This is a genomic window from Streptomyces aurantiacus, from assembly GCF_001418335.1.
In the GTDB taxonomy this organism is placed as follows: domain Bacteria; phylum Actinomycetota; class Actinomycetes; order Streptomycetales; family Streptomycetaceae; genus Streptomyces; species Streptomyces aurantiacus.
On the sequence record NZ_LIPP01000234.1, the window covers coordinates 22,050 to 47,438 of the forward strand.

General features: G+C 69.7%; 19 protein-coding genes. 13 read left to right on the top strand and 6 right to left on the bottom strand.

Translation table 11 applies throughout. The features are described 5' to 3' along the window. Nucleotides 1-4: 4 nt before the first annotated feature. Complete coding sequence (locus tag AOK01_RS28165) at nucleotides 5-781, bottom strand: amino acid ABC transporter ATP-binding protein (protein WP_055516568.1); 777 nt, start codon at nucleotides 779-781, stop codon at nucleotides 5-7. 301 nt (nucleotides 782-1,082) lie between these two features. Between AOK01_RS28165 and AOK01_RS28170 the strand changes: the two genes are divergently transcribed. Further along, nucleotides 1,083-1,769: a response regulator transcription factor gene (locus AOK01_RS28170; RefSeq protein ID WP_055516570.1), complete on the top strand. Its 687-nt coding sequence runs from the start codon at nucleotides 1,083-1,085 to the stop codon at nucleotides 1,767-1,769. Nucleotides 1,770-1,778: 9 nt separating this feature from the next. Beyond that, on the top strand, nucleotides 1,779-3,185 hold the full coding sequence (locus AOK01_RS28175) for a sensor histidine kinase (RefSeq protein WP_055516572.1): 1,407 nt from the start codon (nucleotides 1,779-1,781) through the stop codon (nucleotides 3,183-3,185). 112 nt (nucleotides 3,186-3,297) lie between these two features. Here AOK01_RS28175 and AOK01_RS28180 read toward each other — a convergent pair whose 3' ends face one another. Further along, a complete protein-coding gene (locus AOK01_RS28180) occupies nucleotides 3,298-4,293 on the bottom strand; it encodes a TAXI family TRAP transporter solute-binding subunit (protein ID WP_055516573.1) in 996 nt (331 codons plus the stop codon). A 99-nt stretch (nucleotides 4,294-4,392) separates the two neighbouring features. Here AOK01_RS28180 and miaB point away from each other — a divergent pair, with 99 nt between their 5' ends. Then, nucleotides 4,393-5,919, top strand: a complete 1,527-nt coding sequence (gene miaB, locus AOK01_RS28185; RefSeq protein WP_079103823.1) for a tRNA (N6-isopentenyl adenosine(37)-C2)-methylthiotransferase MiaB — start codon at nucleotides 4,393-4,395, stop codon at nucleotides 5,917-5,919. 88 nt (nucleotides 5,920-6,007) lie between these two features. Continuing rightward, nucleotides 6,008-6,766: a class III extradiol dioxygenase subunit B-like domain-containing protein gene (locus AOK01_RS28190; RefSeq protein WP_055516577.1), complete on the top strand. Its 759-nt coding sequence runs from the start codon at nucleotides 6,008-6,010 to the stop codon at nucleotides 6,764-6,766. Between the two features lie 165 nt (nucleotides 6,767-6,931). On the opposite strand, the gene AOK01_RS28195 is transcribed toward AOK01_RS28190, so the two are convergent. Continuing rightward, nucleotides 6,932-7,291: a hypothetical protein gene (locus AOK01_RS28195; protein WP_055516579.1), complete on the bottom strand. Its 360-nt coding sequence runs from the start codon at nucleotides 7,289-7,291 to the stop codon at nucleotides 6,932-6,934. Nucleotides 7,292-7,473: 182 nt separating this feature from the next. Here AOK01_RS28195 and miaA point away from each other — a divergent pair, with 182 nt between their 5' ends. The 6 genes from miaA to hflX all read left to right on the top strand — a co-directional run bounded on the left by miaA (nucleotide 7,474) and on the right by hflX (nucleotide 15,771). After that, the gene (miaA, locus tag AOK01_RS28200; protein ID WP_055516601.1) at nucleotides 7,474-8,412 is read left to right on the top strand and encodes a tRNA (adenosine(37)-N6)-dimethylallyltransferase MiaA; all 939 of its coding nucleotides are present in this window, start codon (nucleotides 7,474-7,476) and stop codon (nucleotides 8,410-8,412) included. 108 nt (nucleotides 8,413-8,520) lie between these two features. Continuing rightward, nucleotides 8,521-9,042 carry a hypothetical protein gene (locus tag AOK01_RS28205; protein WP_055516580.1) on the top strand — a complete coding sequence of 174 codons (522 nt, stop codon included), beginning with the start codon at nucleotides 8,521-8,523 and terminating at the stop codon, nucleotides 9,040-9,042. Nucleotides 9,043-9,167: 125 nt separating this feature from the next. Next, nucleotides 9,168-10,037, top strand: a complete 870-nt coding sequence (gene dapF / locus AOK01_RS28210) for a diaminopimelate epimerase (RefSeq protein WP_055516582.1) — start codon at nucleotides 9,168-9,170, stop codon at nucleotides 10,035-10,037. Nucleotides 10,038-10,207: 170 nt separating this feature from the next. Beyond that, nucleotides 10,208-12,343 (top strand): RelA/SpoT family protein, encoded by a 2,136-nt coding sequence (locus AOK01_RS28215; protein ID WP_055516583.1) that lies wholly within the window; start codon nucleotides 10,208-10,210, stop codon nucleotides 12,341-12,343. 216 nt (nucleotides 12,344-12,559) lie between these two features. Then, nucleotides 12,560-14,077, top strand: coding sequence for a M1 family metallopeptidase (locus tag AOK01_RS28220; protein WP_055516585.1), 1,518 nt, complete (start codon nucleotides 12,560-12,562; stop codon nucleotides 14,075-14,077). A 182-nt stretch (nucleotides 14,078-14,259) separates the two neighbouring features. Next, nucleotides 14,260-15,771, top strand: a complete 1,512-nt coding sequence (hflX, locus tag AOK01_RS28225) for a GTPase HflX (RefSeq protein WP_055516587.1) — start codon at nucleotides 14,260-14,262, stop codon at nucleotides 15,769-15,771. Nucleotides 15,772-15,919: 148 nt separating this feature from the next. On the opposite strand, the gene AOK01_RS28230 is transcribed toward hflX, so the two are convergent. Beyond that, nucleotides 15,920-17,146 (bottom strand): trypsin-like serine peptidase, encoded by a 1,227-nt coding sequence (locus AOK01_RS28230; RefSeq protein WP_055516588.1) that lies wholly within the window; start codon nucleotides 17,144-17,146, stop codon nucleotides 15,920-15,922. 419 nt (nucleotides 17,147-17,565) lie between these two features. Between AOK01_RS28230 and AOK01_RS28235 the strand changes: the two genes are divergently transcribed. Continuing rightward, on the top strand, nucleotides 17,566-19,542 hold the full coding sequence (locus AOK01_RS28235; RefSeq protein WP_055516589.1) for an ATP-dependent DNA helicase: 1,977 nt from the start codon (nucleotides 17,566-17,568) through the stop codon (nucleotides 19,540-19,542). Nucleotides 19,543-19,682: 140 nt separating this feature from the next. Here the strand turns inward: AOK01_RS28235 and lexA are convergent, their stop codons facing one another. After that, nucleotides 19,683-20,465, bottom strand: a complete 783-nt coding sequence (lexA, locus tag AOK01_RS28240; RefSeq protein WP_055516591.1) for a transcriptional repressor LexA — start codon at nucleotides 20,463-20,465, stop codon at nucleotides 19,683-19,685. 529 nt (nucleotides 20,466-20,994) lie between these two features. Here lexA and nrdR point away from each other — a divergent pair. Continuing rightward, nucleotides 20,995-21,546: a transcriptional regulator NrdR gene (gene nrdR, locus AOK01_RS28245; protein WP_055516593.1), complete on the top strand. Its 552-nt coding sequence runs from the start codon at nucleotides 20,995-20,997 to the stop codon at nucleotides 21,544-21,546. A 156-nt stretch (nucleotides 21,547-21,702) separates the two neighbouring features. After that, nucleotides 21,703-24,600: a vitamin B12-dependent ribonucleotide reductase gene (locus AOK01_RS28250; RefSeq protein ID WP_055516595.1), complete on the top strand. Its 2,898-nt coding sequence runs from the start codon at nucleotides 21,703-21,705 to the stop codon at nucleotides 24,598-24,600. 121 nt (nucleotides 24,601-24,721) lie between these two features. Here AOK01_RS28250 and AOK01_RS28255 read toward each other — a convergent pair whose 3' ends face one another. Then, complete coding sequence (locus tag AOK01_RS28255; protein WP_055516603.1) at nucleotides 24,722-25,255, bottom strand: TerD family protein; 534 nt, start codon at nucleotides 25,253-25,255, stop codon at nucleotides 24,722-24,724. Between the last annotated feature and the right edge of the window lie 134 nt (nucleotides 25,256-25,389).

Below are 25,389 nucleotides of genomic sequence, written 5' to 3' on the forward strand. Positions count from 1 at the left end.
GCCGTCAGTGGTGCAGGATCTTCGACAGGAAGTCCTTCGCCCGGTCACTGCGCGGATTGCTAAAGAACTGGTCCGGCACAGCCTCTTCGACGATGCGTCCGTCCGCCATGAAGACGACGCGGTTGGCCGCCGAACGGGCGAATCCCATCTCGTGGGTGACGACGACCATCGTCATTCCGTCACGCGCGAGCTGCTGCATCACTTCCAGGACCTCGTTGATCATCTCCGGGTCGAGAGCCGATGTCGGCTCGTCGAAGAGCATGACCTTGGGGCCCATCGCCAGCGCCCGTGCGATCGCTACACGCTGTTGCTGACCGCCGGAGAGCTGCGCCGGGTACTTGTCCGCCTGGGCGCTGACGCCCACCCGGTCGAGCAGCCCGCGCGCCTTCTCCTCCGCGGCATTCTTGTCCGACTTACGGACCTTGAGCTGGCCCAGCATCACGTTTTCGAGCACTGTCTTGTGCGCGAACAGATTGAAGGACTGGAAGACCATGCCGACGTCGGCGCGCAGGCGGGCGAGCGCCTTGCCCTCCTCGGGCAGTGGCTTTCCGTCGATCGTGATGGATCCCGACTCGATCGACTCCAGGCGGTTGATCGCGCGGCACAGGGTGGACTTTCCGGACCCAGAGGGTCCGATGACCACGACAACCTCACCACGGGCGATGGTCAGATCGATGTCCTGAAGTACATGCAACGCACCGAAGTGCTTGTTGACGTTCTTCAGTACGACCAGATCATCGGCCGCGGGTACGGCGTCCTTGGTCACCGATACTTCGGTCATCGGCCTCTTGCTCCGTCCTCCTCGGTTGCGGAGGACAGTAGTGACGCCGTACGACCAGCGTCATCACATCTGAGCGAGAATTGAGCATAACGATCCGGCAGTGCGCGGACACAATTGGTGAAGGCCATCTTGCGGGCCCACTGCTGAGTACCGGCTGCGTAACGGAAGTGGGCCGCGCCCCGAACACGCTTGACGCCGTCCGCGTCCATCGGCCTGACTGCCAGGGGACACGCGCGCGTGTGCCCTGCTCCACAGCTCTACCCACCGAGTACGTACGAACGATGAACCGAAGGGGGCCGTAATGCGACTGCTCCTGGTCGAGGACGACAACCACGTCGCCGCCGCTCTGTCCGCGGTCCTCGCACGCCACGGCTTCACTGTCACGCACGCCCGCAGCGGCGCGGAGGCCCTCCAGGCGCTCGTCCCGGAGGGCGACGGTTTCGGAGTGGTGCTCCTCGACCTCGGACTGCCCGACCAGGACGGATACGAGGTCTGCGGCAAGATCCGCAAACGGACCAGCACACCCGTGATCATGGTCACCGCGCGTGCCGACGTGCGCTCCCGGATCCACGGCCTCAACCTCGGCGCCGACGACTACGTGGTGAAGCCCTACGACACCGGCGAACTCCTCGCCCGTATCCACGCCGTCAGTCGGCGCACCGTCCCCGACGACGCGGCCGGCTCCGGGGAGGACGCGCTGCACCTCGGCTCCGTACGCATCGAACTGCCCACACGCCAGGTCAGCGTCGACGGTTCGGTGGTCCAGCTGACCCGCAAGGAGTTCGATCTGCTGGCGCTGCTCGCTCAGCGGCCCGGAGTGGTGTTCCGGCGGGAGCAGATCATCAGTGAGGTCTGGCGCACCAGCTGGGAGGGGACCGGCCGCACCCTGGAGGTGCATGTCGCGTCGCTGCGTTCCAAGCTGCGTATGCCGGCCCTGATCGAGACCGTGCGGGGCGTCGGATACCGGCTCGTCGCGCCCACCGTGTAGCGGGCCCGGGTGCGCACACGCCTTCTTCCGCTGCTCATCGTCCTGATGGCGGCCATTCTGCTCGCCCTGGGCGTCCCCCTCGCCGTGAGCCTGGCGGCGGCCCAGCAGCAGAACGTGGTCGTCGACCGGATCGACGACACGGCACGCTTCGCGTCCCTGGCCCAGTTCGTGGCCGACCGTCCGGAGGGTTCACGGGTCAACTCCCCGGAACAGCGCGGTGAGACGCTCAAGCAGGAACTCCGTGTCTACCAGGAGCTGTACGGCATCAACGTCGGCGTCTTCTACCGCGACGAGAAGGTCATGGCGCACGCGCCGGAGGACTGGTACCTCCCCAGGGACGGCGAGGTGCGCGACGCCTTCGACGAAGCGCTGCAGAGCCGCCGCAGCCACGACCCGGAGCAGGTCTGGCCGTGGCAGCAGGACCGTCTCGTCGTCGCGTCCCCCGTCATCCGGGACGGTGACGTCGTCGCGGTGGTGGTCACCGACTCGCCCACCGGACAGATGCGTTCGGAGATCCTGCACGGCTGGTACGTCATCGGGGCCGGCGAGATCGGCGCGATGCTCCTCGCGCTCGGCGCCGCGCTGCGCCTGACCGGCTGGGTGCTGCGGCCCGTACGCGTCCTCGACGCCACCACCCACGACATCGCGACCGGCCGCCTGAAGTCCAGGGTCGCGGTCGCCGGCGGGCCGCCGGAACTCAGGCGTCTGGCCCGGTCGTTCAACGAGATGGCCGACAACGTCGAGGACGTCCTGGAACAGCAGCGCGCCTTCGTCGCCGACGCCTCGCACCAGTTGCGCAACCCCCTGTCCGCCCTGCTGCTGCGCATCGAACTGCTCGCCCTGGAACTGCCCGAGGGCAACGAGGAGATCGCCTCCGTCCGTACGGAGGGCAAGCGCCTCGCCCACGTCCTCGACGACCTCCTGGACCTCGCTCTCGCCGAGCACGCCGAGGCGGACCTGCGGCTCACCGACATCGGGGAGCTCACCGCCGAGCGCGTGGCGTCCTGGGCGCCGTACGCCGACGAAAAGGGCGTACGGCTCGTCGGGACCTGCCCCGCCACGACCGCCTGGGCCGACCCCGTCGCCCTCTCCAGCGCCCTGGACGCGGTCATCGACAACGCGATCAAGTTCACGCCCGAGGGGGAGTCCGTCGAGGTCGGGGTGGCCTCCAACGGCCAGGTCTCGACGATCGTCGTCACCGACCGCGGACCCGGCCTGAGCGACGAGGAGCTGACCCGCGTCGGCGACCGCTTCTGGCGCAGCGCCGGCCACCAGAACATCAAGGGCTCGGGCCTCGGCCTGTCGATCTCCCGGGCCCTGCTCTCCGCGGGCGGCGGTTCCCTCACGTACGCGCACCACGAGCCGCACGGGCTGAAGGTAACGGTGACGGTGCCGCGGACGACGCCCGGCGCCTGAGCGGGCGTACAGAGGGCGTAGAGGGCACGGCGAGGGTTAGGACAGGGCTCGGCTCGCGACGTGGGCCCACCGTCGTACGAACCCGGACCGTACGAACCGATCGTACGAGCCGCTACGGCTTGACCGAGCGGTAGTAGTGCTGTGCGCCGCTGTGCAGTTTCAGGGGATCGGTGTAGATGGCCGTCCGCAGGTCCACACGCTGTGCGGCGTGGACCTTCTCGCCGATGCGGTCGCGGCTGTTGATCACCGTGCGGGTCATGCCCTCGGTGAGCGTCTCGTCCGTCCCCTTCCGGGCCACCAGCAGGTTCGCCACGGCCACCGTCGGTACGCCGACACGCTGAGCCGCGGGATAGGCGTCCGCCGGCATGAGAGCGGCCCGGTAGTAGCTGGACCCCGCGCCCGGCTGATGCAGCTTCGCGACCAGGTCGGCGTCGATCGGGACCAGTTCGATGTCGAAGCGCTGCGAAAGCTTGGACACGGCACGGGTCGGAAGTCCGCCCGACCAGAAGAACGCGTCGATCTTCTTCGACGCGAGCAGCTCCGTCGCGTCCGCGATGCCGACGTACACCGGTGTGACGTCCTTCTCGGGATCGAGGCCGGCCGCCGCCAGCACCTGCTCCGCTATCAGGCGCACCCCGGAACCCCGCTGCCCCACGGCGACCCGCTTGCCCTTCAGCTCCGCGATGGACTCCACGGAGGACGTGCGGGGGACGACCACGTGCACGTAGTCGTCGTACAGCCGCGCGCAGCCGCGCAGCAGGTCCGCGCCGGGACCGCCGTTCGCCTGGTACTTCTCGACCGCGTCGGCCGCCGCGATGGTGAAGTCGGCCTGTCCGGTGGCCACCCGCGCCACGTTCTCCTGCGAGCCCTCGCTCTGTTCCAGGGTCACGTCCAGGTTCGGCATGTCCTTGGCGAGCGCCTCCTCCAGCATGTCTCCGTACACCTGGTACACGCCGTTCGGTGTCCCCGTACTGAAGACGACCTTTCCGCCCGGCGAGCTCTCGCCCAGGGGCAGCAGCCACCACAGCAGCAGCCCGAAGGCCACGAAGGCGGCGGCCGAGGCCTGCAAGGCGCGGCGTCTGCCGATACGGGGGAGCACCTGGAACATGCGCGCGATCCTGCCAGCTCACCGGCCCGTATGACCAGGGCCGGCCCGGCCCGCGGCTCCGGGGCGGGACGTACTCCGGGCACCACCTACCCTTGTCACATGAGCAGCAGCGACCGGAGCCGGGCAGTGGACCTGACCAGAACGTACGAAGTGCGCACTTACGGATGTCAGATGAACGTCCACGACTCCGAGCGGCTGTCCGGGCTGCTGGAGGGCGCCGGTTACGTGCGCGCTCCCGAGGGCTCCGACGGTGACGCCGACGTCGTCGTCTTCAACACCTGCGCGGTCCGCGAGAACGCCGACAACCGGCTCTACGGGAACCTCGGCAGGCTCGCGCCCATGAAGACGAAGCGGCCCGGCATGCAGATCGCCGTCGGCGGCTGTCTCGCCCAGAAGGACCGCGACACCATCGTGAAGAGGGCGCCCTGGGTGGACGTCGTCTTCGGTACGCACAACATCGGCAAGTTGCCCGTCCTCCTGGAGCGCGCCCGCGTCCAGGAAGAGGCCCAGGTCGAGATCGCCGAGTCGCTCGAAGCGTTCCCCTCGACGCTGCCGACCCGCCGCGAGAGCGCGTACGCCGCCTGGGTCTCCATCTCCGTCGGCTGCAACAACACCTGCACCTTCTGCATCGTCCCGGCGCTGCGCGGCAAGGAGAAGGACCGCAGGACCGGCGACATCCTCGCCGAGATCGAGGCCCTCGTCGGCGAGGGCGTCTCCGAGATCACCCTGCTCGGCCAGAACGTGAACGCCTACGGTTCGGACATCGGCGACCGTGAGGCCTTCAGCAAGCTGCTGCGGGCCTGCGGGAAGATCGACGGCCTGGAGCGGGTGCGCTTCACCTCGCCGCATCCGCGCGACTTCACGGACGACGTCATCGCCGCGATGGCCGAGACCCCGAACGTCATGCCGCAGCTGCACATGCCGATGCAGTCCGGTTCGGACACCGTCCTGAAGGCGATGCGCCGCTCCTACCGCCAGGAGCGGTACCTCGGGATCATCGACAAGGTGCGCGCCGCGATCCCGCACGCGGCGATCACCACCGACATCATCGTGGGCTTCCCCGGCGAGACCGAGGAGGACTTCGAGCAGACCCTGCACGCGGTCCGCGAGGCCCGCTTCGCGCAGGCCTTCACGTTCCAGTACTCCAAGCGCCCGGGGACCCCCGCGGCCACCATGGAGGGGCAGATCCCCAAGGAGGTCGTGCAGGCGCGCTACCTGCGTCTCGCCGCCCTCCAGGAGGAGATCTCCTGGGACGAGAACAAGAAGCAGGTCGGCCGCACGCTGGAGCTGATGGTCGCCGAGGGCGAGGGCCGCAAGGACGGCGCCACGCACCGCCTCTCCGGCCGCGCCCCCGACAACCGCCTGGTGCACTTCACCAAGCCCGACGTCGAGGTCCGCCCCGGCGACGTCGTCACCGTCGAGATCACGTACGCCGCTCCGCACCACCTGCTCGCCGAGGGCGCCACCTCGGACGTGCGCCGCACGCGCGCGGGGGACGCCTGGGAGAAGCGCAACGCCGCCGAGGCCGCCAAACCCGCCGGCGTCATGCTGGGGCTGCCGACGATCGGCGCGCCCGAACCGCTGCCCGTCGCCGCGGGTGCCGGCAGCGGCTGCGGCTGCGACTGACCGCGTCACGGGCCGCAGGCGGTTTCCGGCATGCGGCGATCGGGTCGCGGGCGGCACACAGTCGTCTCGCGGGGCTACGCTGCCGATCATGCTTGTCGCTGCCGCCGTGTGCCCCTGCCCGCCCCTGATCGTGCCCGACGTCGCCGCGGGGGCCGCGCCCGAACTGGACGCGGCACGTGCCGCGTGCACGGATGCCCTCGGGGTACTGGCCGCCGCCCGCCCCGACCGGCTGGTGGTCGTGGGACCCGCCGAGGAGGACGGCCGCGGACCGCATCCCGAGGGCTCTCACGGCTCGTTCCGCGGCTTCGGCGTCGATCTCGACGTGCGGCTCGGCGGAAACAGGACCGGAACGCCTCAGAGCCCGGCCCGGCCCGCCTCCGGGCCCGACTCCGAGGCCGCCGGACGTGTGCTTCCGCCCTCGCTGGCGGTCGCCGCCTGGCTGCTCGCTCGTACGGACTGGTCGGACGCGCCCGTCGAGGGTCTCGGCGTCGGAGAACCTCTCTCCGCCGAGCGGTGCATCCAGGCCGGGGAGCGCATCGCCGCCCGGACCGAGAGGGTGGCGCTGCTGGTGATGGGCGACTCCAGCGCGTGCCGCACGCTCAAGGCACCCGGCTACCTGGACGAGCGGGCGGCGGGCTTCGACGCGGAGGTCGCCCGTGCGCTGGGCGCGGCGGACGTGGCCGCCCTCAAGGCCCTGGACGCCGAGCTGGCGTACGAACTGAAGGCCTCCGGCCGGGCCCCCTGGCAGGTGCTCGCGGGCGCGGCCCAGGGAGCGGGACTCGGGGGCGCCCTGCTGTACGAGGACGCGCCCTACGGAGTGGGGTACATGGTGGCGACCTGGTCGTAGCGAGGCCGCGTAGGCGCCGCCCCACTTGAGGGCCGCGGGGAACTGCGCGACCAGCCACGACGGACCCCCGGCCGACGAATGACCGGCCCGTCCGGGTCGACCCGGACGGGCCGGAGGCCCTGGGCGGCGGTCCTGATCCTGTCGCTGTTCTTGCCCTTGGTCTTCTTACGGGGCGCCCTCGCCGACCTTGCTGTCGGCCTCCTTCGCGGCGGAGTGCTGCTCGGGAATCTCTACGGCCTCCGCCGCGGACACGGCGTCTTCGGCGGACTCCGCCACCGCAGCCGCAGCCGCAGCCCCGGCGTCGGAGGCTCCGGCCTCGGTGTCCGCCGAGTCCTTCGCCGCCTCGGCCTCGGCCTCAGCCGCTGACTCCGTCACCTTCGGTTCGGATCCGGCCTTCGGATCGTCGGCCTTGAGATCGTCGGCCTTCGGATCGTCGGTCTGCGTCTCGGCGGGCGATACTTCCTCCGGCCCCTTGGACGTGGACTTAGGCCTCTCCTTGCGAAGAAGTCGTGCAAAAACGCCCATTTCGTCTCCATGTCTTACTCGTGTGGGCGAAATTCCGCGTCGCCCGGTGCGTCCCATTGCGTCGCCCGGGCCACCGGTCCTCGGAACCGGTGGCTGGAACCTCGCATCAGGCAACGACCCCGGCCCTGTGCCGTCACGTAGTTCGTTCGAGAAGTGGTCCCGAGGTTTGCGAGACTGTGACGGTGAGTAGAGCAGCTCCCGCTCCGCGGGTCATCGCCGTCGTGGGTCCCACCGCGGCCGGAAAGTCCGATCTCGGCGTTCACCTGGCCCAGCGCCTCGGCGGTGAGGTCGTCAACGCAGACTCGATGCAGCTCTACCGGGGGATGGACATCGGCACCGCCAAACTGACGCCCGAGGAACGCGGCGGAGTCCCCCACCACCTGCTGGACATCTGGGACGTGACGGTGACGGCGAGCGTCGCCGAGTACCAGCGGCTCGCGCGCGACCGTATCGACGCTCTGCTCGCGGAGGGCCGCTGGCCGATCCTCGTCGGCGGCTCCGGCCTGTACGTCCGCGGCGCCGTCGACAACCTGGAGTTTCCCGGTACGGACCCCGAGGTGCGGGCCCGCCTGGAGGAGGAGCTCACCCTGAAGGGCTCCGGCGCCCTGCACGCCCGGCTGGCCGTCGCCGACCCCGAGGCGGCTCACGCCATCCTGTCGAGCAACGGCCGCCGCATCGTCCGGGCCCTTGAGGTCATCGAGATCACCGGCAGGCCCTTCACCGCCAACCTCCCGGGCCACGACTCCGTCTACGACACTCTGCAGATCGGTGTCGACGTGGCGCGTCCCGAGCTCGACGAGCGCATCGCCCGCCGCGTCGACCGGATGTGGGAGTCGGGCCTCGGCGAGGAAGTGCGCGCACTGGAGGCGCGCGGGTTGCGCGAAGGGCGTACGGCGTCCCGCGCCCTCGGCTACCAGCAGATGCTCGCGGCGTTCGCCGGAGAGCGGACCGAGGAGGCGGCGCGGGCGGAGACGGTACGCGCCACCAAACGCTTCGCGCGCCGTCAGGATTCCTGGTTCAGGCGCGATCCACGGGTGCATTGGCTCAGTGGGGCCGCGGCGGATCTCACAGAACTTCCGCAGCTCGCGCTGGCGTTGGTCGAACGACCGGTTACAGCCTGATCACGTCCTGGCATCGGGACGCTCCGGCCGTCATCCGGGCCTCCGGGGCCGTGCCATCATCGAGCTTCGATCGACCAAGTGGAGTCCGAGTCGGGAGGGCGCGTGGCGATGGAGGCCGGCCCTCGTGACACCGCACACGGCGCGGAGCAGAGCACCGTCACCGGCGGGGCGCACGACACCGCGCAGGACCAGCAGGACCCCGACGGGGACCGGCTGAGTCCGGACGGACCCGACGACACCACCGGTGGTGTGACCGCCGACGGACCGGAGCCCGACGAGATGTTCGCGGGGCCCGAGGTCGAGGTCGAGCTGCGTCCGCAGCGCCGCATGCGCATCTGGCAGCTCGCTCCCATCGTGAGCCTCGCCGCGGTCGGTTCCCTGATGTTCGCCTTCCCGCTGGCCTTCGACTTCGGCGACAGCGGAGCGATGATCGCCATGCTGGGTCTGCTGATCTGCTGCTGCGCTGCCGGCTGGGGCATGATGGCCGCCCGCCGCGTGGGTTACACGTGGCCCGGCCTGCCGCAGCGCGGTTCCGGCCGTCGCCCGGACTGGCGGGTCGTGATCGCGTACGCCGTGGTCGTCGGCGCGGTCGCGGTGCTCGCCGTGTGGCGCGTGGCCCGACTGCGCTGAGGCGGCCAGGTCCCTCGGCCAGATCCGTCGGCCCGTCCGGCCCCTCTTGACCCGGTCCGCCATCGCGCGGTCCGTCTGCCGGACTGGCCGGCCGGGCTGTCGTAGCGACCCCTTACGATCGAGGGATGAGCACGCGGATCGCCTTCCTCAAGGGGCACGGGACCGAGAACGACTTCGTGATCATCCCGGATCCCGAGAACACCATCGACCTGCCCCCGGCCACCGCCGCCGCCCTGTGCGACCGCCGCGCGGGCATCGGCGGGGACGGCCTGCTGCACGTCGTGCGGTCCGCGGCGCACCCCGAGGCCCGGTCGATGGCGGCCGAAGCGGAATGGTTCATGGACTACCGCAACGGCGACGGCTCGATCGCGGAGATGTGCGGCAACGGATTGCGTGTGTTCGCCCGCTACCTCCAGCGTGCCGGACACGTGGCCGAAGGCGATATGGCGGTCGCCACGCGCGCAGGCGTGAAGACGGTGCACATCGCCAAGGAGGGTGACATCACGGTCGGCATGGGCAAGGCGCTCCTTCCCGAGGGGGACGTCACCGTGACCGTCGGAGAGCGCAGCTGGCCCGCACGCAACGTGAACATGGGCAACCCCCACGCCGTCGCCTTCGTGGAGGACCTCGGCCACGCCGGAGATCTGTACGCCGCGCCGCCGTTCAGCCCGCCGACCGCGTACCCGGACGGCGTGAACGTGGAGTTCGTCGTCGACCGTGGCCTTCGTCACGTCGCTCTGCGTGTCCATGAGCGGGGCTCCGGCGAGACCCGCTCGTGCGGCACGGGCGCGTGCGCCGTGGCCGTGGCGGCGGCGCGCAGGGACGGCGCCGACCCCGCGGTGACCGGTACCCCGGCGACCTACACCGTCGATGTGCCCGGCGGCCGGCTCATGATCACCGAGCGGCCGGACGGCGAGATCGAGATGACCGGGCCCGCGGTGATCGTCGCAGAGGGTGAGATCGACACCGAATGGCTCGAAACCATGACCCCCTGAACCTTCGCTCGAATGGGTGATCCGTTTCACGCTCGGCTAGAGGCGGTCGGTCGGGCGTGGTGGGCTCGGTAGCATCAAGGACCGGCCCGGACGGGGGAACGACGCAAATCCCCAGAGCCGCGTACGCCATGGGGCGCCCCGTCCGCCGGTCAACGCAGCCGGAGGTGCCCATGAGTGCGGAGGCCACGAACCCCGCGACGCCCGGCCCCATCACGCCCGCGGTACAGCGCAGGCGGGGCCGCCCCCGGATCGATCTGCGGCGCCTCGGCCGGGCTGCTCTCCTGGGGCCCGCGGCCCGTGACCGGCATCCCGACGCGATCGGCCATGTGGTCGAGGCCCACCGTGCCCACCACCCCGACGCCGACCTGGACCCGCTGCGCCGCGCGTACGTCCTCGCCGAGTCCTCGCACCGCGGCCAGATGCGCAAGAGCGGCGAGCCGTACATCACGCATCCGCTCGCCGTGACACTGATCCTCGCCGAACTCGGCGCGGAGACCACCACGTTGACCGCGTCCCTGCTCCACGACACCGTCGAGGACACGGAAGTGACGCTCGACCAGGTGCGTGCGGAGTTCGGCGAGGAGGTCCGCTACCTCGTCGACGGCGTGACGAAGCTGGAGAAGGTCGACTACGGAGCGGCCGCCGAGCCCGAGACGTTCCGCAAGATGCTTGTCGCCACCGGCAGTGACGTACGCGTCATGTCGATCAAACTCGCCGACCGGCTGCACAACATGCGCACCCTCGGAGTCATGCGCCCCGAGAAGCAGGAGCGCATCGCCAAGGTGACCAAGGACGTCCTGATCCCGCTCGCCGAACGCCTGGGCGTCCAGGCGCTGAAGACCGAGCTGGAGGACCTCGTCTTCGCGATCCTGCGACCCGAGGAATACGCCCACACCCGCGAACTCGTCGACACGAACGCCGCGCGCACCGACGATCCCCTCGCCGAGATCGCCGAAGAGGTGCGCGGGGTCCTGCGCGAGGCCGGGCTGCAGGCGGAAGTCCTCATCAGGCCGCGGCACTTCGTCTCCGTGCACCGCGTCTCGCGCAAGCGGGGCGAACTGCGCGGCGCCGACTTCGGGCGCCTGCTGGTCCTCGTGAACGAGGACGCCGACTGCTACGGCGTCCTCGGCGAACTGCACACCTGTCTCACGCCGGTGGTCTCGGAGTTCAAGGACTTCATCGCCGTTCCCAAGTTCAACCTGTACCAGTCGCTGCACACCGCGGTGGCCCGCCCCGACGGCCAGGTCGCCGAAGTCCTCATCCGTACGCACCAGATGCACAAGGCCGCCGAAGCCGGCGTCATCGCGCTCGGCAATCCCTACACCTCCCCGGCGGAGGAGCAGACGGACGGCGACGGCTCCCGCCCCGTCGACGGCGAGCGCGCCGACCCCACCCGTCCCGGCTGGCTGTCCCGCCTCCTCGACTGGCAGGAGGCCGCGCCGGACCCCGACACGTTCTGGTCCACGCTCCGCGAAGACCTCGCCCAGGACCGGGAGATCACCGTATTCCGCCCCGACGGCGGCACGCTCGGACTGCCCGCGGGCGCCAGCTGCGTGGACGCCGCGTACGCCCAGTACGGCGAGGACGCGCACGCCTGTATCGGCGTCCGCGTCAACGGCCGCCTGGCGAGACTGAGCACCGTCCTGAGCGACGGCGACACCGTTCAGCTGCTCATGGGCCAGGACCCGGCCTCGGAGCCCTCCAGGGAGTGGCTGGAGCACGCGCACACTCCCGTGGCGCGGATCGCCATCACCCGCTGGCTGGCCGCGCATCCCGCGTCGGCCGCCCCGCCCGAGGCACCCGCCGAGACCCGCCGTCCCGCCGCGGACGGGCCGGCCGCACGCCCGGCCGCCGCGGACGTCGTCGTCGACCGGCCCGGCGCGACCGTACGCCTCGCGGGCTGTTGTACGCCGGTACCGCCCGATGCGATCACCGGGTTCTCCGTACGCGGGGGAGCGGTGACCGTGCACCGCGTCGAGTGCGCCGCGGTGGGACGGATGAAGAGCATGGGGCGTGCGGAGGTCGAGGTGCGCTGGGGCGACACCACCGAGTGCCGTGTCACGCTCTTCGCCGAGTCCTTCGGGCGGCCCCACCTCCTCGCCGACCTCACCGAAGCCATCGCACTGGAGGGCGTCGCCATCGTCTCGGCGACCGTCGAACCGCCCAGCCAGCAGCGCGTCCGCCACACCTACACGCTCCAGCTCCCGGACGCCGCGCACCTGCCCGCGCTCATGCGGGCGATGCGCAACGTACCGGGAGTCTTCGACGTGAGCCGCGCCCACCATCAGCCGACGACCGGCTTCTAAGGGCGCGGGCAAGGGCACAGTCTTCGGCTTCTTCGGGCGCGGGCCGCGGCGCAGGTCTTTGGCCTTCAAGGGGCGCGGGGAACTGCGCGACCAGCCACGACGAACCCTCCCCCGGCAACCGACCGTCGGCGGACGGGGTCACGCAAGGGAGCCCGTTCGGGTGGCTCCGGCGCGAGCCGTCACCGCGGAGCGGACCCGCGCTGATAGCCGTGGTCCATGCTGCGCACCCGCACCACCCTCCGCACCCGGACACCGGACCTGAAGACCTCCCGACGGCTCCGGACGGCGTTCCTCGCCTCCGCGGTATCCGTCTGCCTGATCGCCGCGAGCGCCCCCACGCCGGCACCGCTCGGTATCGGCGACCGCCTCTTCCCGCACCTGGGAAACCCCGGGTACGACGTCACGGCGTACGACCTGGCCTTCACCTATCCCGGCAGCAACAGCAAGCCGTTGCCGGCCGTCACCACCATCGACGCCCGCACGACAGCAGGGTGGCTGGAGCAGTTCAATCTTGACTACTCGCACGGGACAGTTCGATCCGTCGAGGTCGACGGCGTTCCCGCGGAGTTCCGGAGCGCCGGCGAGGACCTGGTCGTCACTCCCGCGAAACCCCTGCGCTTCGGCGACCGGATGCGGATCACCGTCCGGCACGACAGCGACCCGGTGTCCACGAAGGACCAGCAGAGCGGCTGGGTGCGGACCGAGGACGGGCTCGCGATGGCCAACCAGGCCGACGCAGGACACCGCGTCTTTCCCAGCAACGACCACCCCTCGGACAAGGCGATGTTCACCGTCCGGGTCACCGCGCCCGACGGCTACACGGCCGTCGCCAACGGACTCCCCGTGGCGAAGACCCGCCGCGCCGCCGGCACCACCTGGACGTATCGCACCGAGCACCCCATGGCCACCGAGCTGGCCCAGGTGTCCATCGGCCGTTCCTCCGTGCTGCACCGGAGCGGCCCCGGCGGCCTGCCCGTACGCGACGTGGTGCCCACCAAGGACCGCGAGAGGCTGGAACCGTGGCTCAAGAAGACGCCCGACCAGATCGCCTGGATGCAGAAGCACGTCGGTGACTACCCCTTCGAGACGTACGGACTGCTGATCGCCGAGGCGCGGACCGGGTTCGAGCTGGAGACGCAGACGCTCTCCCTCTTCGAGAAAGACCTCTTCACCCGGTCCGAGTACCCGAAGTGGTACGTCGAGTCGATCATGGTGCACGAACTGGCCCACCAGTGGTTCGGCAACAGCGTCTCCCCGCGTACCTGGTCCGACCTGTGGCTCAGCGAAGGGCACGCCACCTGGTACGAGGCCCTCTACGCCGAGGAGAAGGCCGGCAGGCCCATGGAGGCGCGGATGAAGGCCGCCTACCGGGCGTCCGACACCTGGCGCGGGGCCGGGGGGCCGCCCGCCGCTCCGAAGGAGGCCGAGCCCGGCGAGAAGCTCAGCATCTTCCGGCCGACCGTCTACGACGGCAGCGCCCTCGTCCTGTACGCGCTGCGCGAGGAGATCGGCCGGTCCGCCTTCGAGCAGCTGCAGCGCGCCTGGGTGAGCGCTCACCACGACGGTGTCGCCGACACGGCGGACTTCGTGCGCCTCGCCTCGGGCATCGCCGGCCGTGATCTGAGCGGCTTCTTCAAGGCATGGCTCTACGGGGAGAAGACCCCGCCCATGCCGGGGCACGCCGACTGGCGCAGTGCGCAGCCCGCCGGGAAGAGCGCGAAGCGCGCCCGGTAACCCCCGGGAATTCGAGTGACGAGACGGGGCGTGCCGTGCGAACATCTTCACGTCGACGACGCAACAGGTCGACGGCACGGCGCTCCGGCCCCGGGCGGGAATCTCCCGGCGGCCCCGGACGTTCTGCCCAGTGACGGGCGACGAGTCCGCCACCATCGGTACCCCATCGACGTAAGGACCCAATGACCTCCTCTTCTTCCACCTCCCAGGACACGCAGGACATGCAGGACACGCAGAGCCTCGCGAAGAACAACCCCGACGGTCTTCGGGCCGATGCCCTGATGGAAGAGGACGTCGCCTGGAGCCACGAGATCGACGGAGACCGGGACGGCGACCAGTTCGACCGCTCCGAGCGTGCGGCCCTGCGCCGCGTCGCGGGCCTCTCCACCGAACTGGAGGACGTCACCGAGGTCGAGTACCGACAGCTCCGCCTGGAGCGCGTGGTACTCGTCGGTGTGTGGACCTCGGGGACCGCGACCGACGCGGACAACTCGCTGGCCGAGCTGGCCGCCCTCGCGGAGACCGCGGGAGCGCTCGTGCTCGACGGCGTCGTCCAGCGCCGGGACAAGCCCGACGCGGCCACGTACATCGGTTCCGGCAAGGCCAACGAACTGCGGGACGTCGTGCTGGAGACCGGCGCGGACACTGTCATCTGTGACGGTGAACTCTCGCCGGGCCAGCTCATCCACCTCGAAGACGTCGTCAAGGTCAAGGTCATCGACCGGACGGCCCTGATCCTCGACATCTTCGCCCAGCACGCCAAGTCCCGGGAGGGCAAGGCCCAGGTCGCCCTCGCGCAGATGCAGTACATGCTGCCGAGGCTCCGCGGCTGGGGTCAGTCGCTGTCCCGTCAGATGGGCGGCGGCTCGGGCGGCGGCCTCGCCACCCGTGGTCCCGGTGAGACCAAGATCGAGACCGACCGGCGTCGGATCCGCGAGAAGATGGCGAAGATGCGCCGGGAGATCGCGGACATGAAGACCGGCCGCGACATCAAGCGTCAGGAGCGCCGTCGCAACAAGGTGCCCTCGGTCGCGATCGCCGGCTACACCAACGCCGGCAAGTCCTCGCTGCTCAACCGCCTCACGGGCGCCGGAGTGCTCGTCGAGAACTCGCTGTTCGCGACCCTCGACCCGACCGTGCGCCGCGCCGAGACGCCGAGCGGGCGGCTGTACACGCTGGCGGACACCGTCGGCTTCGTACGGCACCTGCCGCACCACCTCGTCGAGGCGTTCCGCTCCACGATGGAGGAGGTCGGCGACTCCGACCTGATCCTGCACGTGGTGGACGGTTCGCACCCGGCGCCGGAGGAGCAGCTGGCCGCCGTGCGCGAGGTCGTCCGCGACGTGGGCGCCACCAAGGTGCCCGAGATCGTGGTGATCAACAAGGCGGACGCGGCCGACCCGCTGGTGCTCCAGCGGCTGATGCGGAACGAGAAGCGCTCCATCGCGGTCTCGGCCCGTACCGGCCAGGGCATCCAGGAACTGCTCGCGCTCATCGACGTCGAACTGCCCCACCCCTCGGTGGAGCTTGAGGCGCTCGTGCCGTACACGCTCGGCCGGCTGGTCGCGCGTGCCCACGCCGACGGCGAGGTCCTCTCCGAGGAGCACACCCCGGAGGGCACCCTGCTCAAGGCGCGGGTGCACGAGGAACTGGCGGCGGAGCTCGCTCCGTACGCCCCGGTTCCCGCGGCCTGATCCACGGCGCCAGGCGGATCCACGGATCGATCCACGGGTTTACGGAACGAAGGCACGTCCCCTCCGGCAGGGGACGTGCCTTCGTCGTGTCATGTCGCCTCGCCGGATCGGGTGCGAAGAACGCGGCGAACGGGGAAAACGCGAAGAACTACTGAGTCGCGAACTTCTTGCTCACCGCGTCGTAGATCCCCTTGGCCTCGGTGCCCAGGTGAGGGCCCGCCAGCCAGCCCGCCGTCACCGGGCCGATCGAGGTGTTGGAGACCAGCGCGGGACTGCCGTCCGAGCCGGTCGCGACCCAGCCGCCGCCCGAGGAACCACCGGTCATGGTGCACCCGATGCGGTACATCGTCGGATCGGACTTGGCGATCGAGAGCCGGCCCGGCTCGTCCGTGCACCGGTGCATGGTCTCCCCGTCGAACGGCTTCGCCGCCGGGTAACCGGTCGCGGTGATGTCCCCCACCTCGGAGACGGCCGGAGCGTCGAAGTCCACCGGGAGCGCCGAACCGGTCATCTCCTCCAGGGACTTGCCGTCGCTGCCCTTCTCCGGAGTGACATGGATGACGGCGAAGTCGTACGAGGCACCCTCGCCGCCCGTCGCGCCGCCCTGCTCGATCCACTGGTCCGAGGTCTGTGCCCAGTCGCCCCACCAGACACCGTACGGAGCGACCTCCTCCTTGGTGGCGGCCGGGATCTCCGTCGCCGACATGGCGGCGTCGTTGTACGAGGGCACGAAGGCGATGTTGCGGTACCAGCCGCCCTTCTTGCCCGCGTGCACGCAGTGGCCCGCGGTCCACACGAGGTTGGACTTGCCCGGATGGGCCGGGTCCTCGACCACGGTCGCCGAACAGACCATCGTGCCCTCGGGGGAATCGAAGAACACCTTGCCCGCCTCGGGCGCGTTCTCGTGGTAGCCCGCCGGAACGGCCGTCGCCTCCACGGGTGCCGGCTCGGGGTCGGTCACGCCCTGGTCGCCCGAGAGGTCGTTCTCGTCGACGCCCTTGCCCTGGTCGGGGTCCTCGGCCTCGCGCATGCGGTCCGGGTCCCACAGGTCCTTGATGACCGGGTTGATGTAGTCACCGGCCTCGCGCAGCCAGTCGTCCTGGTCCCAGTCCTTCCAGGCACCGCCCTTCCACTTGTCGATGTCGATCCCGTGCTCCTTGAGCCTGTCCTTGATGTCGTCCGGGATCTGGATCTTGCCGTCGCCGGCCGCCGCGGTCGACGTCTCGGCGCCCGCGTCGGTGTCCTCACCGGAGCCGCAGGCGGTGGCGGTCAGCGCCAGCGCGGTGGCCAGGCCGGCCGCGGCCAGCAGGGGGGAGATTCTGCGGCGAGGGCTCCCCTCTCGGCGAGCGGCGAAGAGCGGGCGTATCGGTCGCATGGTGTGACTCCCCCTGGAGGTGAACGAACAACTCTGTGCCGCCATTTCGGGGCTGCGTACGGATCCGGGGACCCGGGCGTGCCCGACGTGGACCGTGGGTGCTGATCAGCGAGCACCGCCGAACGGCACCACAGACTATGCCGTTGCTGTGGGGGACTTCCGACGAACCCGCAACGGTTCCGTCACGGCAAAGATCTTCGTACCGCCGTCGCCCCGCTCGTTCATCGCCGTCCATCGCCGTCCATCGCCGTTGGTACGTACGGGTGGCATTCCGGCCGCGTTCATCCCCTGCCGCCGCCACCTCGCCTGTCTCCGGGCCTCGTCACCGGCGGTGCACCTGTCTTGATCGCGTCCTCCACCTCCGCTCCCTCTGCCGTGATCGCCCGATTGTCGGTGCCGCCCCGTAGGGTGGTCGGGCTATGACAGAGTCCTCACTCCCCGAACTCCTGCATGCCGCCGTCACAGCCGTCGGCGGTACGGAGCGCACCGGCCAGGTGACCATGGCCGAATCCGTCGCGCAGGCCATCGATGACGGTTCCCATCTGCTGGTCCAGGCCGGCACCGGCACCGGTAAGTCGCTCGGCTATCTGGTTCCCGCGCTGGCGCACGGGGGGCGGGTCGTCGTGGCGACGGCCACCCTGGCGCTCCAGCGGCAGCTCGTGGAGCGGGACCTGCCGCGCACGGTGGACGCGCTGCATCCGCTGCTGCGCCGCCGCCCCGAGTTCGCCATGCTCAAGGGCCGGTCGAACTACCTGTGCCTGCACCGTCTCCACGAGGGAGCGCCCCAGGACGAGGAGGAGGGCCTCTTCGACCAGTTCGAGGCGGCCGCGCCCACCAGCAAGCTGGGCCAGGACCTGCTGCGGCTGCGGGAGTGGTCGGACGAGACCGAGACGGGCGACCGTGACAACCTCACCCCGGGCGTCTCGGACCGGGCCTGGTCGCAGATCTCCGTCTCCTCCAGGGAATGCCTGGGCGCCTCGAAGTGCGCCTACGGAGCGGAGTGCTTCGCCGAGATGGCCCGTGAGCGGGCCAAGCTCGCCGAGGTCGTCGTCACCAACCACGCGCTTCTGGCGATCGACGCCATCGAAGGCGCTCCCGTTCTGCCGCAGCACGAGGTGCTGATCGTCGACGAGGCCCACGAACTGGTCTCCCGGGTCACCGGAGTCGCGACCGGCGAGCTCACCCCGGGCCAGGTCAACCGCGCCGTGCGCCGAGCGTCGAAGCTGGTCAACGAGAAGGCGGCCGATCAGCTCCAGACGGCAGCCGAGGGTTTCGAGCGCGTGATGGAGCTGGCCCTGCCCGGCCGCCTCGAAGAGGTCCCGGAGGACCTCGGCTACGCGCTGATGGCCCTGCGGGACGCCGCCCGCACGGTGATCTCCGGGATCGGGGCGACGCGCGACAAGTCCGTCACCGACGAGGACGCGGTCCGTAAGCAGGCGCTCGCCTCCGTGGAGAGCGTGCACGACGTGGCGGAGCGCATCAGCAACGGCTCGGAGTGGGACGTCGTCTGGTACGAGCGGCACGACCGCTTCGGGGCGTCCCTGCGGGTCGCGCCGATGTCCGTGTCCGGCCTGCTGCGCGAGAAGCTCTTCACGGACCGCTCAGTCGTCCTGGCCTCGGCCACCCTGAAACTCGGCGGCGATTTCAACGGCGTGGGCGCCTCGCTGGGCCTGGCGCCCGAAGGCACCGAGGGGGAGGACATCCCGCCCTGGAAGGGCATCGACGTCGGCTCGCCCTTCGACTACGGCAAGCAGGGCATCCTGTACGTCGCGAAACACCTGGCCAGACCTGCCCGGGACAGCGACCGCGGGGACATGCTCGACGAGCTCACCGAGCTGATCCAGGCGGCCGGCGGCCGTACGCTCGGCCTGTTCTCCTCGATGCGGGCCGCCCAGCTCGCCGCGGAGGAGCTGCGCTCCCGGGTCCCGGAGTTCCCCATCCTGCTCCAGGGCGAGGAAACGCTCGGCGAGCTGATCAAGAACTTCGCGGCGGACCCGAAGACCTGCCTGTTCGGCACGCTCTCGCTCTGGCAGGGCGTGGACGTGCCGGGTGCCAGCTGCCAGCTGGTCGTCATGGACAAGATCCCCTTCCCACGCCCCGACGATCCGCTGATGAGCGCGCGCCAGAAGGCAGTGGAGGACGCCGGGGGCAACGGCTTCATGGCGGTCGCGGCCACTCATGCGGCGCTGCTCATGGCCCAGGGCGCCGGCCGCCTCGTACGGGCGACGGAGGATCGGGGCGTGGTCGCCGTGCTGGACCAGCGTCTCGCCACCGCGCGCTACGGCAACTACCTCAAGGCGTCACTGCCCGACTTCTGGTACACGACGGACCGTAACCAGGTACGGCGCTCACTGGCCGCCATCGACGAGAAGGCACGGAAGGCCGAAGAGGCTTAGTCGCTGTCGCTGTCGCCAATGGCCGCCTCCGACGTTGGTCGGAGGCGGCCCATGACGCGCGCCGAAGGCGGGACAGTGCGGGACAGCACAGGGCCCCGGAACCGGCGCAGGAGTTCCGGGGCCCGGTCAGGGGAAGATCCTCAGATCCGCCGGAGCACTGCCACGACCTTCCCGAGGATGGTGGCCTCGTCGCCGGGAATGGGCTGGTACGCGGAGTTGTGCGGCAGCAGCCACACATGCCCGTCCTCGCGCTTGAAGCGCTTGACCGTGGCCTCACCCTCCAGCATGGCCGCCACGATGTCGCCGTTCTCCGCGACGGGCTGGCGGCGGACGGTCACCCAGTCGCCGTCGCAGATCGCGGCCTCGATCATCGAGTCACCGACGACCTTCAGCACGAACAGCTCGCCGTCGCCGACCAGCTGCCTGGGCAGCGGGAACACGTCCTCGACCGACTCCTCGGCGAGGATCGGACCACCGGCGGCGATCCGGCCGACCAGCGGGACGTACGACGCCGCCGGCTTGCCGGCCGTGTCGGTGGGCTGCGCCGTGGACTGGTCAGAGCCGCGGACCTCGTAGGCCCTGGGGCGGTGTGGATCGCGGCGCAGGAAGCCCTTGCGCTCCAGCGCCATCAGCTGATGGGCGACCGAGGAGGTACTGGAAAGGCCGACGGCCTGCCCGATCTCCCTCATGGACGGCGGGTAGCCGCGCCGCTGCACTGAGTCCCTGATGACCTCGATGACCCGGCGTTGCCGGTCGGTGAGTCCGGAGCTGTCCGCCCGGATGCCTGGAGGTCGGCCCGGCAGGGAGCGTGCGGGCTTCGTCCCCTCCGGGCTCGCGGTTTCATTCATGGCATGCACCGGCTCAAATCGGCCCTGGGAGCGGTCCTGGGCAGTGATGGTGGCACTGTCTGCGGTGGTGGTCACGTCGGCCCCTCTCGTTCGTCTCCCTGCTGGACAACGGTAGTTGCTTTCGAAAGGTTGCGCCAAACACACGTTCGAGTGAAAAAACGCAGATGGCCTGTCGTGATCACGCGTCTGGGTGTATAGCTGCGGACTGCTCGGGGCGGAGAAAGACGCCCGTCGCCGCACTTCTTCGTGCCCTTCGCCGCCGATGCCGTGGCCTTGTGGGTCGGAGCGGGGCGAAGGTCAGTCTGCCATCAGGTGCCCCGTGGATCGGGAACCGGGCCCCCGTGGCTGTGGCGCCCACCGTATCCCCGTACGCTCCTGGCCGGAATGGCCACGCGGCACATGCCAATACGGGCGCGACACGCGAGACGGGTGCGAATTTCCGTACAGGCCCCACATGTAGTGGTTGGATTGTCCCAGTGGCCCAGAAGTTGTGGTCCCCGGTCTTCCAAGCCCTTGGTCATCACCTATGCTTGGGACTGCTTCGAGGGGCTCAAAGAGCCTGTCGAGGCCATCGAGTCGTGCTGTGCGAGGAGGGTTGGAACCGATGTACTGCCCCTTCTGCAGGCACCCCGACAGCCGTGTCGTCGACAGCCGTACGACGGACGACGGTACGTCGATCCGCAGGCGCCGCCAGTGTCCCGGCTGCGCCCGTCGGTTCACGACCGTGGAGACGTGCTCCCTCATGGTGGTGAAGCGGTCCGGAGTCACCGAGCCCTTCAGCCGTACGAAGGTCATCAACGGTGTGCGCAAGGCATGCCAGGGGCGGCCTGCCACGGAGGACGCGCTCGCTCAGCTCGGCCAGCGGGTCGAGGAGGCGGTGCGGGCCACCGGAAGCGCCGAACTGACCACCCACGACGTGGGACTGGCCATCCTCGGCCCGCTGCAGGAACTCGACCACGTCGCTTACCTGCGGTTCGCGTCCGTGTACCGGGCGTTCGACTCGATGGAGGACTTCGAGGCCGCCATCACGGAACTCAGGGAAGAGACGCAGGACCCCGCCACGGCCGACGAAGACGTGCGCGAGGGGTGCCAAGGAAGTGACCGCGGGTCCGGCGAGGCTGTCGAAGGCCCCGTACCCGCCAGCGCCGCCGACTGACGAGAGGGGCCGGCTCCCGGCCCTGCCGATCGGCGGCGACCACACAGACCTGTTGCGAGCGGACGCCTACGCGGTGCGCGCAACACCAGACACATAACCGTGCCCCGGGAAGAACGAGGCACTTCAGGGCGTTTTAGCCTGATACAGGGAGGCGGCATGACAGAGACGGCGAGCGGTCCGGCACGAGGTTCCCGCGCGAAGGGCACCAAGGCCACCAAGGGACTGCGTATCGAGCGCATTCACACCACCCCCGGCGTGCACCCGTACGACGAGGTGGCCTGGGAGCGCCGTGACGTCGTCATGACCAATTGGCGCGACGGCTCGGTCAACTTCGAGCAGCGTGGCGTCGAGTTCCCCGACTTCTGGTCGTTGAACGCGGTCAACATCGTCACCAGCAAGTACTTCCGGGGTGCCGTGGGCACCCCGCAGCGCGAGGTGAGCCTCAAGCAGCTCATCGACCGCATCGTGAAGACGTACCGGAAGGCGGGCGAGGATCACAAGTACTTCGTCTCGCCCGCCGACGCCGAGATCTTCGAGCACGAGCTGGCGTACGCCCTCCTGCACCAGATCTTCAGCTTCAACTCGCCGGTGTGGTTCAACGTCGGCACACCCCAGCCGCAGCAGGTCTCCGCCTGCTTCATCCTGGCCGTCGACGACTCCATGGAGTCGATCCTCGACTGGTACAAGGAAGAGGGCATGATCTTCAAGGGGGGCTCGGGTGCCGGCCTGAACCTCTCCCGGATCCGCTCCTCCAAGGAACTGCTCTCCTCGGGCGGCAACGCCTCGGGTCCGGTCTCCTTCATGCGCGGTGCCGACGCCTCCGCGGGAACGATCAAGTCGGGCGGCGCCACGCGCCGCGCCGCCAAGATGGTCATCCTCGACGTCGACCACCCCGACATCGAGGACTTCATCCAGACCAAGGTGAAGGAAGAGGAGAAGATCCGCGCCCTGCGCGACGCGGGCTTCGACATGGACCTGGGCGGCGACGACATCACGTCCGTCCAGTACCAGAACGCCAACAACTCGGTCCGCGTGAACGACACGTTCATGAAGGCCGTCGAGAACGGCGAGAAGTTCGGCCTGACGTCCCGCATGACCGGCGAGGTCATCGAGGAGGTCGAGGCCAAGGAACTGTTCCGCAAGATGGCCGAGGCCGCCTGGGCCTGCGCCGATCCGGGCATCCAGTACGACGACACGATCAACCGCTGGCACACGTGCCCGGAGTCCGGCCGTATCAACGGCTCGAACCCGTGCAGCGAGTACATGCACCTGGACAACACGTCCTGCAACCTCGCCTCGCTGAACCTGATGAAGTTCCTGAAGGACGACGGCCTCGGCCACCAGTCCTTCGACGCCGAGCGCTTCTCCAAGGTCGTCGAACTCGTCATCACGGCGATGGACATCTCCATCTGCTTCGCGGACTTCCCGACCCAGAAGATCGGCGACAACACCCGCGCCTTCCGCCAGCTGGGCATCGGCTACGCCAACCTCGGCGCCCTGCTGATGGCGACCGGCCACGCGTACGACTCCGACGGCGGCCGTTCCCTCGCCGGCGCCATCACGTCGCTGATGACCGGCACCTCGTACAGGCGCTCCGCGGAGCTCGCCGCGGTCGTCGGCCCGTACGACGGCTACGCCCGCAACGCGCAGCCGCACCAGCGCGTCATGAAGCAGCACTCCGACGCCAACGCCGTGGCCCCCCGTGTGGACGACCTGGACACGCCGATCTGGGCCGCCGCCACGGAGTCCTGGCAGGACGTGCTGCGCCTCGGTGAGAAGAACGGCTTCCGCAACGCGCAGGCCTCGGTCATCGCCCCGACCGGCACCATCGGTCTCGCGATGTCCTGCGACACCACAGGCCTTGAGCCCGACCTCGCGCTGGTCAAGTTCAAGAAGCTGGTCGGCGGCGGCTCGATGCAGATCGTCAACGGCACCGTCCCGCAGGCCCTGCGCCGCCTGGGTTACCAGGAGGAGCAGATCGAGGCGATCGTCGCCCACATCGCCGACCACGGCAATGTGATCGACGCGCCGAGCCTCAAGCAGGAGCACTACGAGGTCTTCGACTGCGCCATGGGCGAGCGTTCCATCTCCGCGATGGGCCACGTCCGCATGATGGCCGCGATCCAGCCGTGGATCTCCGGCGCGCTCTCCAAGACGGTCAACCTGCCGGAGACGGCGACCGTCGAGGACGTCGAAGAGGTCTACTACGAGGCGTGGAAGATGGGCGTCAAGGCGCTCGCGATCTACCGCGACAACTGCAAGGTCGGCCAGCCCCTCTCCGCGAAGACCAAGGACAAGTCCGCGACCGACGCCGTCACGGCCAAGGCCGAGGACACCATCCGTACCGCGGTCGAGAAGGTCGTCGAGTACCGTCCCGTCCGCAAGCGTCTCCCCAAGGGCCGGCCCGGCATCACCACGTCCTTCACGGTCGGTGGCGCCGAGGGCTACATGACCGCCAACTCCTACCCGGACGACGGTCTCGGCGAGGTCTTCCTGAAGATGTCCAAGCAGGGATCCACCCTCGCCGGCATGATGGACGCCTTCTCGATCGCCGTCTCCGTGGGTCTGCAGTACGGGGTGCCCCTGGAGACGTACGTCTCGAAGTTCACCAACATGCGCTTCGAGCCGGCTGGCATGACGGACGACCCGGACGTGCGGATGGCGCAGTCGATCGTCGACTACATCTTCCGTCGCCTGGCGCTCGACTTCCTGCCCTTCGAGACGCGCTCCGCGCTCGGCATCCACTCGGCCGACGAGCGGCAGCGGCACCTGGAGACCGGCTCGTACGAGCCGAGCGACGACGAGGTCGACGTCGAGGGGCTGGCCCAGTCCGCGCCCCGCGCGCAGGAACTGAAGGCCGTCGTTACCCCGAAGGCCGAGGTCGAAGCGGTCAAGCCCGCTCCGCTGCAGGCCCACACCAGTGCCGAACTGGTGGAGATGCAGCTGGGTATCCAGGCGGACGCACCGCTGTGCTTCTCCTGCGGTACGAAGATGCAGCGGGCCGGGTCCTGCTACATCTGCGAGGGCTGCGGCTCGACGAGCGGCTGCAGCTGACGGCAGGCACCGTCGCGGCCGGTAGGCCAGTAAACCGGTCGGGAACGGGTGCCGCGTGCACGTGTTCAACGGGAAGGGGCGGTACGGCCGGTGGCCGTACCGCCCCTTCCCCATGCGCGGGTCAGGACTCCTCGGGCTTGCCCATGATCCTCGCGAAGGTCGCCGGGTCCGCGTCGTAGCCCCGGAAGGACGGACGGAAAGTCCACTCCCCGGAGTCGTCGCGTACGAACTCCGCGACCGTCGTGGCCGTGGATCCGAGGACAGCGCCGAAGTCGTCCTCGGCCAGGACGGTGTAGCCCTCGCGGATCCGCAGGGCAGGGTTGCGCACGCCGACGAACGTGCGCCGTCCGGTGCGCTGTTGAATGGCGACACCGACCATCACGCGCGTGTAGCGCTTGTTGAGGCGGGTCAGCTCCAGGGTCATCACCTCGTCCCAGCCGAGGCCCTTGCCGTCCTTGCTGTCCCTGTTGAGGTAGATGGTGCCGTCCGGCGAGCGGCTGTCGAAGTGCACCACGTAGTCGGGGTTCTCCTGGGTGTCCGTCGCGAGATAGGTGGCGGCGACGATATCGAGATCGATGGCCGGTTCACCGGTGGCACCGGGATCCCACTTCACCGAGACCTCGACCTTGCTGATGCCCTTGTTGAGGCCGTTCACCGCACATCCCTTCTGGTCCCCCTGCATCGGCCGCCTCAACTGCCGGGCAGCTGAGGCACGTTGTCCATGGTGCCACGTGCGGTGGGCGCCCGGGCGGACGCAGTGTGCCCGAGCGTGACCGGCGCCACGTTCCT